At 71.0% G+C, this 12783-nt stretch carries 12 protein-coding genes and 1 tRNA gene; 9 read left to right on the top strand and 4 right to left on the bottom strand.

Annotation, left to right across the window (positions count from 1 at the left end):
* Positions 1–264: 264 nt before the first annotated feature.
* Entirely contained in the window at positions 265–792 is a 528-nt protein-coding gene (locus tag ACIRC0_RS23145) for a universal stress protein (RefSeq protein WP_103838671.1), read from the bottom strand.
* Positions 793–1114: 322 nt separating this feature from the next.
* Here ACIRC0_RS23145 and ACIRC0_RS23140 point away from each other — a divergent pair, with 322 nt between their 5' ends.
* From ACIRC0_RS23140 to ACIRC0_RS23125, 4 genes are all read left to right on the top strand, one after another.
* Positions 1115–1435 carry a hypothetical protein gene (locus ACIRC0_RS23140; protein ID WP_403618503.1) on the top strand — a complete coding sequence of 107 codons (321 nt, stop codon included), beginning with the start codon at positions 1115–1117 and terminating at the stop codon, positions 1433–1435.
* Positions 1436–1812: 377 nt separating this feature from the next.
* A complete protein-coding gene (locus ACIRC0_RS23135) occupies positions 1813–3048 on the top strand; it encodes a helix-turn-helix domain-containing protein (protein WP_403618500.1) in 1236 nt (411 codons plus the stop codon).
* A 164-nt stretch (positions 3049–3212) separates the two neighbouring features.
* Entirely contained in the window at positions 3213–3815 is a 603-nt protein-coding gene (gene orn / locus ACIRC0_RS23130; RefSeq protein ID WP_103838668.1) for an oligoribonuclease, read from the top strand.
* A 127-nt stretch (positions 3816–3942) separates the two neighbouring features.
* Positions 3943–4015, top strand: a tRNA-His gene (locus ACIRC0_RS23125).
* A gap of 51 nt (positions 4016–4066) precedes the next feature.
* Here ACIRC0_RS23125 and ACIRC0_RS23120 read toward each other — a convergent pair.
* From ACIRC0_RS23120 to ACIRC0_RS23110, 3 genes are all read right to left on the bottom strand, one after another.
* Positions 4067–5179, bottom strand: a complete 1113-nt coding sequence (locus ACIRC0_RS23120) for a DUF4037 domain-containing protein (protein ID WP_403618497.1) — start codon at positions 5177–5179, stop codon at positions 4067–4069.
* 96 nt (positions 5180–5275) lie between these two features.
* A complete protein-coding gene (locus tag ACIRC0_RS23115) occupies positions 5276–6004 on the bottom strand; it encodes a L,D-transpeptidase family protein (protein WP_403618494.1) in 729 nt (242 codons plus the stop codon).
* A gap of 204 nt (positions 6005–6208) precedes the next feature.
* Positions 6209–7264, bottom strand: a complete 1056-nt coding sequence (locus tag ACIRC0_RS23110; RefSeq protein WP_403618491.1) for a LacI family DNA-binding transcriptional regulator — start codon at positions 7262–7264, stop codon at positions 6209–6211.
* Between the two features lie 346 nt (positions 7265–7610).
* On the opposite strand from ACIRC0_RS23110, the gene ACIRC0_RS23105 reads away from it, so the two are divergent.
* From ACIRC0_RS23105 to ACIRC0_RS23085, 5 genes are all read left to right on the top strand, one after another.
* On the top strand, positions 7611–8936 hold the full coding sequence (locus ACIRC0_RS23105) for an extracellular solute-binding protein (RefSeq protein WP_403618488.1): 1326 nt from the start codon (positions 7611–7613) through the stop codon (positions 8934–8936).
* 5 nt (positions 8937–8941) lie between these two features.
* The gene (locus ACIRC0_RS23100) at positions 8942–9952 is read left to right on the top strand and encodes a carbohydrate ABC transporter permease (protein WP_403618485.1); all 1011 of its coding nucleotides are present in this window, start codon (positions 8942–8944) and stop codon (positions 9950–9952) included.
* A gap of 11 nt (positions 9953–9963) precedes the next feature.
* Positions 9964–10866: a carbohydrate ABC transporter permease gene (locus ACIRC0_RS23095; RefSeq protein ID WP_403618482.1), complete on the top strand. Its 903-nt coding sequence runs from the start codon at positions 9964–9966 to the stop codon at positions 10864–10866.
* A 149-nt stretch (positions 10867–11015) separates the two neighbouring features.
* Positions 11016–12449, top strand: coding sequence for a GH1 family beta-glucosidase (locus ACIRC0_RS23090; protein ID WP_403618479.1), 1434 nt, complete (start codon positions 11016–11018; stop codon positions 12447–12449).
* A gap of 118 nt (positions 12450–12567) precedes the next feature.
* On the top strand, positions 12568–12780 hold the full coding sequence (locus tag ACIRC0_RS23085) for a hypothetical protein (protein ID WP_403618477.1): 213 nt from the start codon (positions 12568–12570) through the stop codon (positions 12778–12780).
* Positions 12781–12783 lie beyond the last annotated feature (3 nt).

The following is a 12783-nucleotide window of genomic DNA, read 5'->3' as shown; positions in this document are numbered from 1 at the left end:
AAGGGCACAAACACCTCTGCGAACGAAGAAGTTGAGGGGATCCGGAAAGGAGACCGGCGCTACCCACGGCGCATCTCACCTGGGCCAACGGGGAGTTGCGGAATCACAACGGCGGGAGTGCGCGCCGGGGGCGTGCGGTGGCTGTAAATCGCGCCCCGCAAGGGGCGCAGGGAACGGCGCGCGCAACCACGCACGCCCCGCAGTCGGCGTACGACCGCACGGGCACCCCGATGGTCGAACCAGGGGCCCGCGCGGAGCGACAGCTCAGGGAATGACGATCACCGGGCGCTGGGCGCGCTTGGCGAGGCGGCCGGCGACCGAGCCGAAGATGCGGCCGACGATGCCGTGCGTGGAGCCGACGACGATCGCGTCCGCCTCGTACTCCCGGCCCACCTCTTCGAGTTCGTGGCAGATGTCACCGCCGCGCTCGACCAGGATCCAGGGCACGTCGGCGAGATGATCCGCGCAGGCCAGCTCCAGACCCAGAACCTCCGTGCGGTGGTCCGGCACGTCCACGAAGACCGGCGGCTCGCAGCCCGCCCACACCGTGGTGGGCAGCCGGTTGGCGACATGGACGATGATCAGGCCCGACCCGGAGCGGTACGCCATGCCGATCGCATACGCGAGGGCGCGTTCGCTGGAGGTGGAGCCGTCGAAGCCGACGACAACGCCGTGCTTGAACGCGGGATCGCACGAAGGGCGTGGCTCTTCGGCCGCCAGGGGATCGGTCGCCGTCGGGTCGGCGACCGGCCGCTTGCGGTCCGCGGGTTCGGAGAATTCGTGACCGGCCATGGCTGTCTCGGCGATGTGATCCTTTGTCGGGGACGACGGTGTGCGGCGGAGCTGTGTCCGGGAATCGTCTTCCCGTCCCCATACCCCCAAGGGTACGGCGGCACGCCTCCTTAGCCCAGATCCCGCACAGGCTGCACGGGGTTCCAGGGAGCATGCACGAGGGAACGCCCGTAACGCAATGGTTGCTGCCCCGTACAGGCGGTTTGCACGGCGTTTCCTCTGGGGCGGTACGCGCTACGTGGCCGCCGCCCCGGGGCGCCGCAGTGACCGACGGGTCGGACCCGCGTTGAACAGGGCGACCCCCCGCCCCAGGGAGCGCCCCGTGCCCGCACCCCGCACCGCCGCCCAGAACCGCCCCGCGCCGGACACCGCGAGCGACGTGATCCGCTGGGCCGCCTTCTGCTGCGTCCTCGTCCCCACCGTCCTCGTCTGCTACGGCGTCTCCCTCGCCGCCGCCATCAGCACCGCCCTCGGCCTCACCGCCGTCACCGCGGCCTGCCGCGCGCTGCTCCGGCAGTCGGAGCGGGGTGCCGCGCGCCTGCGCGCCGAGGAGATCGCACCGCGCCGAGGACGCCACAGCCGGACCGGAGCGGGGGCGCGCAGAGGCGGACGTCACGGTGGTGGAAACACTCCGGTCGACTGACCGGTTTCCGCGCACGCGCCCGTATCTTTTCAGCCAACTTCTCAATCTCGTGCATCACACCGTGGAACGGCCCCCCACCCCCCGTTCGACCTGCGCCGAAAGGGTCCCGGACGGCGCGCGCACCCTACGGGGATTGGCCACCGGGACGAGGCGCACTTCCCTGCACGCTCCACGAGTGCAACCCTTCGTGATCGAATGCTTCACGCCAAGTTGCCATGTCGACAATGTGCCGGATGGTGAACTGGTCACGCCGGCACCGCGCGACACAGTAGATTCGATCATGACTGTCTACGGCGGGGGACTCGTGCAGGACCGAGGGGAAACGTGCAGGAGCGACACAACCGAGGAGCCGCGACCACCGAGGGGGGCTTAGCAGGATGAGCCATGACTCAACTGCCGCGCCGGACGCCGCGGCCCGGAAGCTGTCCGGGCGACGCCGCAAGGAGATCGTCGCGGTGCTGCTGTTCAGCGGCGGCCCCATCTTCGAGAGTTCCATTCCGCTTTCGGTGTTCGGGATTGACCGCCAGGACGCCGGAGTGCCGCGCTACCGCCTGCTGGTGGCGGCCGGCGAGGAAGGCCCGCTGCGGACCACAGGGGGCCTGGAACTGAGCGCGCCGTACGGGCTGGAGGCGATCTCGCGGGCGGGCACCGTCGTGGTGCCGGCCTGGCGGTCGATCACCTCTCCGCCACCGGAGGAGGCGCTCGAAGCGCTGCGCCGGGCGCACGAGGAGGGCGCCCGCATCGTGGGGCTGTGCACCGGCGCCTTCGTACTGGCCGCCGCCGGGCTGCTGGACGGACGGCCGGCCACCACACATTGGATGTACGCACCGACCCTGGCCAAGCGCTATCCGTCGGTGCACGTCGACCCGCGCGAGCTGTTCGTGGACGACGGGGACGTCCTGACGTCGGCCGGTACGGCGGCCGGCATCGACCTGTGCCTCCACATCGTGCGCACGGACCACGGCAACGAGGCGGCGGGCGCGCTCGCCCGGCGCCTGGTGGTCCCGCCGCGCCGCAGCGGAGGCCAGGAGCGCTATCTCGACCGGTCTTTACCCGAGGAGATCGGCGCCGACCCGCTCGCGGAGGTCGTCGCCTGGGCGCTGGAGCACCTCCACGAGCAGTTCGACGTGGAGACGCTGGCGGCGCGCGCGTACATGAGCCGGCGGACGTTCGACCGGCGCTTCCGCTCGCTCACCGGCAGCGCGCCGCTGCAGTGGCTGATCACCCAGCGGGTGCTGCAGGCACAGCGGCTGCTCGAGACCTCCGACTACTCGGTCGACGAGGTCGCCGGGCGCTGCGGCTTCCGTTCGCCGGTCGCGCTGCGCGGCCACTTCCGGCGCCAGCTCGGCTCGTCGCCCGCTGCCTATCGGGCCGCGTACCGGGCGCGCCGCCCGCAGAGCGACCGGCAGGCGGACGCCGAGAGCTCCGGCGGCCCGCCCCCGCCGCAGGCCGCGCCCGAGTCCGCCCAGGTCCCGATGCAGACCCGCCGGACGGCTGCGACGAACGGGATCGGTCCCTCGGCGCCCCTGTCCCCGGACCACCCGGGCAGGCACGTGCCCGAGCTGTACGCGGCGGGCCGCTCGAGCGTGCCCGGGCAGCGCAGCGCGCCGTAGCACCACCGCCGTGCCGGCGCACCGGCGTGCGCCGGCACGGCGGCGAGTACGGGCGGGACCGGGAGTCGTACGACCCCCGGTCCCGCCCGTCGCCGTGTCCGCCCGTGCACAGGTCACATGCACGGGCGGTCCGCATGCCACGCCCGGGCCATAAGGTGGGACACATGAACGATCGCATGGTGTGGATCGACTGCGAGATGACCGGACTCTCGCTGTCCGACGACGCGCTCATCGAGGTGGCAGCGCTGGTCACCGACTCCGAGCTGAACGTACTCGGCGAGGGGGTGGACATCGTGATCCGGCCGCCGGACGCGGCACTGGAGACGATGCCGGAGGTGGTGCGTCAGATGCACACCGCCTCGGGACTGCTCGACGAACTGGCGGCCGGCACGACGCTCGCCGACGCCGAGGAGCAGGTCCTGACCTACGTACGGGAGTGGGTCAAGGAACCGGGCAAGGCCCCCCTGTGCGGCAACTCCGTCGGCACGGACCGCGGCTTCCTGTCCCGCGACATGCCGACGCTGGAGGACTACCTGCACTACCGGATCGTGGACGTCAGCTCGATCAAGGAGCTGGCCCGGCGCTGGTACCCGCGGGCGTACTTCAACAGTCCGGAGAAGAACGGCAACCACCGGGCGCTGGCCGACATCCGCGAGTCGATCGCCGAGCTGCGCTACTACCGGGAGGCGATCTTCGTACCGCAGCCGGGCCCCGACTCCGACACGGCGCGCGCGATCGCCGCCAAGCACGTGCTGCCCGCTCGGTAGCGGCCTCGGCGGGGCCCGACGGGGCGCCACGCGCGACGCCGGGGAAACGCTGGCGCGAGCACCCCTTCGGACCCTGTACACTTTTTCTCGGCCGGTAGGGGAAACCACTGCGAAAACACCGGTCATGGTGGGTGTAGCTCAGCTGGTAGAGCACCTGGTTGTGGTCCAGGATGTCGCGGGTTCGAGTCCCGTCACTCACCCTTCGTAGTCAGCCGGTGGCCTGTGGGAGCAGGTCACCGGCTGAACTGCTTTCACGGCTCTTCTCCGAGGGCGTCCGTCGCCGCCCGAAGGACACGGTGCCGGCCGAGCAGGTCGGTGCTGTCCGCCCACTGGTCCACGCCTCCGACCAGGGGCAGACCACGAAGATCCGGGTCCGTGACCGTGCGGGCCAGGGCCTGTGCGAAGCGCTCGGCGCGCAGGACGAGGAACGGGCGCGCGTGGTAGGGGCGGGGCCTCGGGTCCACCGGGGTGGTCAGTCCGGAGGCGTTCTGCAGGGAAGCGACCGCTTCGTACGCGTCGCACAGGTGCCCTTCCCGGGCAGGGTGGTCCGTCGCCGCAAGCGCACCGCGCAGTGACGGAGTAAGCGACGCGGCCACCGGCAGCCGGCCGAACGCGCTGCCGAGCCATTTGCCGTAGGGGGCGTACCGGCGTTCCAGCAGCAGGCACAGCCGCATCAGGTCCCGTACGAGGCGGGCGGCCGTGACGGCGGAGCCGATGTCGTCGCCGACCTCCGCGCAGCGTCCCACGAACGCCTCTTCCCGCGAGATGCGCTGCCACTGGCACGCCAGCAGATACCGCCACACCTGCTCCGGGTACCAGGCCAGCCGGCGCCGCGCGGCGGTGAGGGTGCCGAGCCCGTCGTGGAACACCGCGCCGCCGGTGGTCTCGGCGAGCCGTTGCTGGGACATCGCCAGCCATGCGCGCACGCCCGGTTCCGGGCCGGCCGAGCGCAGCCCGAGCCGCTCTGCCAGCCAGCCCTCGACGTCGTGCACGTCGACACGGTGGTTGACCGGCCCGTCGGTCAGCCGCATGCGTCCGACCGGGTCCAGCGGGTCGTCGCTCTCCTGGAAGTGGGTGGGCCAGCCGCGCAGCTGCTTCGGCAGCCGTTCGGCCAGCAGGCGGCGGATGCCGTCGCCGTGCCGGGCGCGGTCCTCGGCCGTGAGGAAGAGCTCCAGCCGGGGTCCCCACTCGTGATCCGCCGAGCGGGGCGTGTCGAAGCCCAGCACCTCGGAACCGCTGCCGATCCGCGCCGCCGCGTACCGCAGTCCCGGGAAGGCCTCGCGGAGTACCGGCCCTACGGCCTCCTCGTACAGGATCGCGGACAGCTTCAGGCCGGGCATGAACCCGGCTTCGGAGGTCGCCATGGCCTCACTGTGCCGGGCCTGTTCCCGCCGGGGCCATCGGTTATCCGAGCGGGAGCCCCGCCGGAGGCTCCGCCGCAGGCCCGGTCAGACGCTCCGTCAGGCGTCCAGCTCCGTCTTGTCGCCCATCACCACGACCGGGTGCTGCTTCGGGTCGAGGGTGCGCAGCAGGTACCGCATCGCCGACTCGGACAGGCTCACGCACGCCGATGTGCCGCTGCCGTGGTCCATGTGCAGCCAGATGTCGCCGCCCTTCGACTGTCCCAGCGGCCGGGTCGGGTCATCGGGTGCAGTGCCCTTGACCCGGTTGTAGTCGATGGCGATGACGTAGTCGAAGTCGTGCCAGTAGGACTTGCTCCAGGTGTGGGGTGCCTGGAACGACGCGGACCTGGTGTACGGCAGCTTGGCTCCCGGGTCGTCGAGCACTCCGCCCGCGTCGCTCAGCGTGAACACGCCTACCGGGCTGCGCTGGTCGCCCTCGTGATGGTCGGTCGTCCAGCCCTTCCTCCCGTTGTGCGCCGCCCAGGAACGTTCCTGCTTCCAGGTGGAGCCCTGCTTGGTGAAGAGCGCGACAGTCGAGTCGGGCGAGTTCCGGCCCGCGCCGTAGACGGCGACCACCTGGCGGGAGTCGGTCGGCACGCGTTGCCACAGCCGGTCGCCGATGCCGGGTACGCGTGTCGTGTCCGTCTTCTGCCGCGAGGCGCGGTCCGCCTGGCCGCCGGCCGCGGAGGCGCGCCGGTGATCAGAACTCCCGCACGCCGCAAGGGACATCGTCAGCACGCCGCACGCCGCCACCACGACTGCCCGTATCGCACCGCCTTTTCGCATACGTCCCATGGTCGCAGTCCGCGCGGCACGTCTGTGCGCGGCCCCTGCGCACGGCTTCTCCGCACGGCCCAGCATGCGGCCTCTCCGCACAGCCCAGCATGCGGCCTCTCCGCACAGCCCAGCGTGCGGCTTCTCCGCGCAGCCCAGCGTGCGGCTTCTGCGCACGACCCCTGCGCGCGGGCACGGGCGCCGACTTCGGGCGCGTCAGGACGAGTCCCGCGCCACCAGCTCCGTCGGCAGCACCACCTGCCGCCGGTCCAGTGTCCGGGAGGCGACCGGACGGCGGTCCGCTATCTCGTCCAGGAGCAGGTCGATCATCGCCCGGCCCATCTCCTCGATCGGCTGGCGCACGCTCGTCAGCGGCGGGTCCATGTGGCGGGCGATCGCCGAGTCGTCGTACCCCACGAGTGCCACGTCGTCCGGGATGCGACGGCCCGCCTCCCGCAGCACCTGGCGCGCGCCCGCCGCCATCACGTCCGACTCCGCGAACACCGCGTCCAGGTCCGGGCGGCGGGCCAGCAGTTCCGTCATGGCACGCCGGCCGCCCTCCTCGGTGAAGTCACCGGGCAGGATCAGGGCCTCGTCCACCGCACGACCCGCGTCCCGCAGCGCGTCCCGGTAGCCGTCGATGCGCCGCTGGGCGCCGTACACGTCGAGCCGGCCGGTGATCGTCGCGATGTGGGCGCGGCCCCGGGCGATCAGGTGCTCGACCGCCGAGCGGCCGCCGCCGTAGTTGTCCGAGTCCACCGACGGCAGGGTCTCCGAGGCGGAGCGGGGGCCGCTGATCACCGCCGGGATCTCCAGCTGGGCGAGCAGGTCGGGCAGCGGGTCGTCCGCGTGGACGGAGACCAGCAGGACGCCGTCCACCCGGTGCGCCGCCAGGTACTGCGCCAGCCTGCGCCGCTCCCGGTCGCTGCCCGCGAAGATCAGCAGCAGCTGCATCTCGGTGTCCGACAGCGCGGCCCCGACACCCGTCACCATGTCCGAGAAGTACGGCTCCGCGAAGAACCGCGTCTCCGGCTCGGGGACGACGAGCGCGATCGCGTCCGTACGGTTCGCGGCCAGCGCCCGGGCCGCCGTGTTCGGCACGTACCCCAGCTCCGCGACCGCCGCCTCGACGGCCGCGCGCGTCGCGTCGCTCACCCGGGGTGAGCCGTTGATCACCCGGGAGACCGTGCCGCGGCCCACGCCGGCCCGTGCGGCGACCTCCTCAAGAGTCGGCCGCCGGCCACTCCGGCCCCGCGTTCCGTGGCCTGTCATGGTCGCCTCCCGTCGCACCGCGCGTCGCGCGCCTGGCCTGGAATGTAACAGTCCCGTCCGGCTCAGCGACCGCCGCTGGGGCCGACCGCCGGGCCACGCACCCCGGGGCGCCCCCCGCACGGCGGCCAGTTAACGTCCCGATAACTGAACGCGTCTGACGCCGTCCGCTCCCTTGACACCCCCGCCCGGACCTACGACTCTTCAACACATCACTTGTGGGAGCGCTCCCACAGTACCTGCCCCATACACATCCCGCACGTTCCCCGCCCGAGCCGCAGCGAGAAGACACGGGCCCAGCACAGAAGTTGGCCGGGGGGTCGGCACGTCAGAGCAACTGGAGGACGACATGCGAGCACGTACCCGATCCGGCCACAAGGCGATAGCCCTCACGGCCGTCGCCGTGCTGGGCGCCGGGCTGCTGGCCGGCTGTGCCGACGACGGCGGAGACAAGTCCGGTTCGCCGTCGGACGGGGGTGGCAGCGGCAAGACGACGATCAGCCTCGGTCTTTTCGGCACCTTCGGCTTCAAGGAGGCCGGCCTCTACACCGAGTACGAGAAGCTCCACCCCAACATCAAGATCACCGAGAACGTCACCGAGCGGAACGAGAACTACTACCCGGCGCTCGTCAACCACCTCACCACCGGCAGCGGTCTGCAGGACATCCAGGGCGTCGAGGTCGGCAACATCGCCGAGGTCGTCAGCACCCAGGCGGCCAAGCTCACGGACCTCTCCAAGGTTTCCGGCGTGAACAAGAGCGACTTCCTCGACTGGAAGTGGGCGCAGGCCACCACCAAGGACGGTCAGACGATCGGCCTCGGCACCGACGTCGGCCCGATGGCGGTCTGCTACCGCAAGGACCTCTTCCAGGCGGCCGGCCTGCCCACCGACCGCGCGGAGGTCGGCAAGCTGTGGTCCGGCGACTGGAGCAAGCTCGTCAGCGTCGGCGAGCGGTACCAGAAGAAGGCGCCGAAGGGCACCACCTTCTGGGACTCCCCCGGTGGTCTGCTGAACGCTGTTCTCAGCAGTGAGAAGGAGAAGTTCTACGACTCCTCCGGCAAGGTCATCTACAAGACGAACCCCGCCGTCAAGGCCGCCTTCGACCTGACCGCGGACGCGGCCAAGAAGGGGCTGATCGGCGCCCAGACGCAGTTCCAGCCGACCTGGGACCAGACGATCGCCAACGTGAAGTTCGCCGCGATGGCCTGCCCGCCGTGGATGCTCGGCTACATCAAGGGCAAGTCGAAGCCGGACGCCAAGGGCAAGTGGGACGTGGCCGTCGCGCCCAAGTCCGGCAACTGGGGCGGTTCCTTCCTGACCGTGCCGAAGAACGGCAAGCACGTGAAGGAGGCGCAGGAGCTGGCCGCCTGGCTGACCGCGCCCGCGCAGCAGGCCAAGCTGTTCAGCGTCCAGGGCAGCTTCCCGAGCGCGCAGGCCGCGTACAGCTCCCCCGAGGTCACCGGCGCCAAGAACGAGATGACCGGTGACGCCCCGATCGGCACGATCTTCGCCGAGGCCGCCAAGTCCAGCCCGGTCCAGGTCATCGGCCCGAAGGACCAGATCATCCAGCAGGGTCTGACCGACAACGGCGTCATCCTCGTGACGAAGGGCAAGTCGGCCGAGGAGGCCTGGAACACAGCCACGAAGACCATCGACAACAACCTGGAGAAGTGACCGGCATGGCCACCCGGCACGACACCGCCGCGCCCCCCACGAAGGAGGGGGGCGCGGCCCCGGGCCGCCCGCCCGCCGTACCCACGGAGGCGGAGCAGCGGCGCCGCGCCCGCCTCTCCCGGCGCTGGCAGCGGGACCTCCGCTGGAGCCCGTACGCGTTCGTCTCCCCGTTCTTCCTGCTCTTCGTCGCCTTCGGCCTGTTCCCGCTGGTCTACACGGCCTGGGCCTCGCTGCACACGGTGGAGCTGACGGCGCCCACCGACATGGAGTGGGCGGGGCTGCGCAACTACACCCGGATCTTCGACGACGACTTCTTCTGGAACGCGGCGAAGAACACCCTGACCATCGGGATCATCTCGACCGTCCCGCAGCTTCTGATGGCGATGGGCCTGGCCCACATCCTCAACTACAGGCTGCGCGCCTCGACCTTCTACCGGGTCGTGATGCTCGCGCCGTACGCGACCTCGATCGCGGCCGCCTCGCTGGTGTTCGTGCTGCTCTTCGGGCGCGACTACGGCATGATCAACTGGGCGCTGCACTTCGTCGGGATCGACGCCATCGACTGGCAGAACGAGAAGTGGCCCTCGCAGGTAGCCGTCTCGTCGATCGTCATCTGGCGCTGGACGGGCTACAACGCGCTGATCTACCTGGCGGCGATGCAGGCCATCCCCCAGGACCTGTACGAGTCTGCGGCCCTGGACGGGGCCAACCGCTGGCAGCAGTTCTTCCATGTCACGCTGCCCCAGTTGCGGCCGACGATCCTGTTCACGGTCGTCGTCTCGACGATCGGCGCCAGCCAGGTCTTCGGCGAGCCGCTGCTGTTCGACGCGAACAAGGGGGCGTCGGGCGGCGCCGAGCACCAGTTCCAGACGCTGGGTCTGTACCTGTACGAGCAGGGCTGGGTGAACCAGCACCTGGGCCGGGCCTCCGCCATCGCCTGGACGATGTTCCTGATCCTCATCGTGATCGGGATCGTCAACTACGTCATCTCGCGCCGGTTGCGCGCCAGCAGTTAGGAGAACCGGCCGTGACGACGACCCTGACGAAGCCCGAGGAGAAGACCCGGGAGCCCAAACGCGTACGCCGGCCCAAGGCCGCGCGCGCCGGCGGGCAGCTCCACGCCGGTCCCGTGGCATACGCCGTCCTGATCCTCTTCAGCATCGGCTCGCTGCTCCCGCTGGTGTGGACGGCGATCGCCGCCTCCCGCAACAACAACCGGCTCGCGCAGACGCCCCCGCCCTTCTGGTTCGGGTCGAACCTGTTCAACAACCTGGAGATCGCCTGGAACGACGCCAATCTGGGCAAGGCGTTCTTCAACACCACGTTCGTGGCGGGCGTTTCGGCGGCGACGATCGTCTTCCTGTCGACGATCGCCGGGTTCGCCTTCGCCAAACTGCGCTTCAAGGGCAAGGGCGCCCTGATGCTGATCGTCATCGGCACGATGATGGTCCCGCCGCAGCTGAGCGTGATCCCGCTGTACATGATGGTCGCCAAGCTGGACTGGACCGACCAGTTGCAGGCAGTGATCCTGCCGTCGCTGGTGAGCGCGTTCGGGGTGTTCTTCATGCGGCAGTACCTGATCCAGGCGCTGCCGGACGAGATCATCGAGGCCGCCCGCATGGACGGCGCGAGCAGCTGGCGCGTCGTGTGGCACGTCGTGTTCCCGGCGGCCCGCCCCGCGATGGCCGTCCTGGGCATGCTGATGTTCGTGCAGACGTGGAACGACTTCCTGTGGCCGTTCCTGGTCCTGACCCAGAACGGCAACCCGACCGTGCAGGTCGCGGTCGCGGGCCTGGGCCGCGGCTACACCCCCGACCAGTCACTGATCATGGCGGGTGCGCTGCTCGGCACCTTGCCGCTGCTGCTGGTCTTCGCGATCTTCGGCAAGCAGATCGTGGGCGGCATCATGCAGGGCGCGGTCAAGGGCTGACGCCCATCCGCCGTGGTCGCCCGTCCGCCGTGGACGCCCACCCGCCGACGGGGGCCGGATCACCGCCGCTCCGGCCCCTTCCCTCCCCCTCTCCCTCCTCCTCTTCCGCCAACTCATCGGTCTTCACGACCTCGTATGGGAGCGCTTCCATGTCTGAGTCCGCACAGTCGGCACCCCCGGTGACCTTTCCTCCCGCCTTCCTCTGGGGCGCCGCGACCTCCGCGTACCAGATCGAGGGGGCGGTGCGGGAGGACGGCCGCACCCCCTCCATCTGGGACACCTTCAGCCATACGCCGGGCAGGACGGCCGGCGGCGAGACCGGTGACATCGCTGTCGACCACTACCACCGCTACCGCGAGGACGTGGCGCTGATGGCCGAGCTCGGCCTGAACGCGTACCGCTTCTCGATCTCCTGGTCGCGCGTGCAGCCCACCGGCCGGGGCCCTGCGGTCCAGCGGGGCCTGGACTTCTACCGCCGCCTGGTGGACGAACTCCTCGCGCACGGCATCCGGCCGGCGATCACCCTCTACCACTGGGACCTCCCGCAGGAGCTGGAGGACGCGGGCGGCTGGCCGGAGCGGGACACGGCGTACCGGTTCGCCGAGTACGCGCGGATCGTGGGCGAGGCCCTCGGCGACCGCGTGGAGCAGTGGATCACCCTGAACGAGCCCTGGTGCAGCGCTTTCCTGGGCTACGGCTCCGGGGTGCACGCCCCGGGCCGTACGGACGCGGCGGCGTCGCTGCGCGCGGCCCACCACCTGAACCTGGCCCACGGCCTCGGCGCCTCCGCCCTGCGGTCCGTGATGCCGGCCCGCAACGCGGTGGCGGTCAGCCTCAACTCCTCCGTCGTGCGCACGGTCTCCCAGGACCCCGCGGACCTGGCGGCCGGTCAGAAGATCGACGATCTGGCCAACGGCGTCTTCCACGGCCCGATGCTGCACGGCGCGTACCCGGAGACCCTGCTGGCGGCCACGTCGTCGGTCACGGACTGGTCGTACGTCCACGACGGCGACCTGGAGACGATCCACCAGCCGCTGGACGCGCTGGGCCTGAACTACTACACGCCGACGCTGGTCTCGGCGGCCGAGGAGCAGGCGAGCGGCCCGCGTCCGGACGGTCACGGCGCCAGCGCCCACTCGCCCTGGCCGGGCGCGGACGACGTGGCCTTCCACCAGACCCCGGGCGAGCGCACCGAGATGGGCTGGACGATCGACCCGACCGGGCTGCACGAGCTGATCATGCGCTACACGCGGGAAGCGCCGGGCCTGCCGCTGTACGTGACGGAGAACGGCGCGGCCTACGACGACAAGCCGGACCCGGACGGCCGCGTCCACGACCCGGAGCGGATCGCCTACCTGCACGGGCACCTGTCGGCGGTGCGCCGGGCCATCACGGACGGCGCGGACGTGCGGGGCTACTTCCTGTGGTCCCTGATGGACAACTTCGAGTGGGCGTACGGCTACGGGAAGCGTTTCGGGGCGGTGTACGTGGACTACTCGACCCTGGAGCGGACCCCGAAGTCCAGCGCGCACTGGTACGGACGGGCGGCGCGGACCGGGGAGCTGCCGCCGCTGGAGGACTGACCGGCCGGGGGCCACGGGGCCGGGGCGCGGCACGGGAGGGGAGTGTCGCGCCCCGGTGGTCGTGTGCCGGCCGGTGGCTGTCGCAACGGGGCTGTGGTGCGGGACCGGTTGTCCCAGGGTGTGGTCGCGTGACCACCGAAGCCGCCGGCAGAGCGGCAACCGTCTACCCGTCCTGGCGCGCGCCCCGCGCACGGCCCGGGACGCCGGCAAGGCCAACCTGCGGTTCGGCTACAGCCCGGCGAGCATCTCGGCGACCACGCTCCCGGTGGACCTGGAGGAGGTGATGGCGGCCATGCGCCGCCACCACCCCGAGTTGAGATTCAGGCGGTAGCAC

This window comes from Streptomyces sp. NPDC093984 (genome assembly GCF_044764595.1).
GTDB lineage: Bacteria > Actinomycetota > Actinomycetes > Streptomycetales > Streptomycetaceae > Streptomyces > Streptomyces cynarae.
The sequence above is the reverse complement of the archived record's forward strand: the minus strand, read 5'-3'. Positions and strand labels throughout refer to the sequence as shown.

Bases quoted from the DNA above. Each gene is read 5' to 3' on its own strand.
- ACIRC0_RS23110 (WP_403618491.1), bottom strand. From the start codon at position 7,264: ATGACAGGCCACGGAACGCGGGGCCGGAGTGGCCGGCGGCCGACTCTT.
- ACIRC0_RS23145 (WP_103838671.1), bottom strand. From the start codon at position 792: ATGGCCGGTCACGAATTCTCCGAACCCGCGGACCGCAAGCGGCCGGTC.
- ACIRC0_RS23100 (WP_403618485.1), top strand. From the start codon at position 8,942: ATGGCCACCCGGCACGACACCGCCGCGCCCCCCACGAAGGAGGGGGGC.
- ACIRC0_RS23090 (WP_403618479.1), top strand. From the start codon at position 11,016: ATGTCTGAGTCCGCACAGTCGGCACCCCCGGTGACCTTTCCTCCCGCC.
- orn (WP_103838668.1), top strand. From the start codon at position 3,213: ATGAACGATCGCATGGTGTGGATCGACTGCGAGATGACCGGACTCTCG.
- ACIRC0_RS23115 (WP_403618494.1), bottom strand. From the start codon at position 6,004: ATGCGAAAAGGCGGTGCGATACGGGCAGTCGTGGTGGCGGCGTGCGGC.
- ACIRC0_RS23135 (WP_403618500.1), top strand. From the start codon at position 1,813: ATGAGCCATGACTCAACTGCCGCGCCGGACGCCGCGGCCCGGAAGCTG.
- ACIRC0_RS23105 (WP_403618488.1), top strand. From the start codon at position 7,611: ATGCGAGCACGTACCCGATCCGGCCACAAGGCGATAGCCCTCACGGCC.
- ACIRC0_RS23120 (WP_403618497.1), bottom strand. From the start codon at position 5,179: ATGGCGACCTCCGAAGCCGGGTTCATGCCCGGCCTGAAGCTGTCCGCG.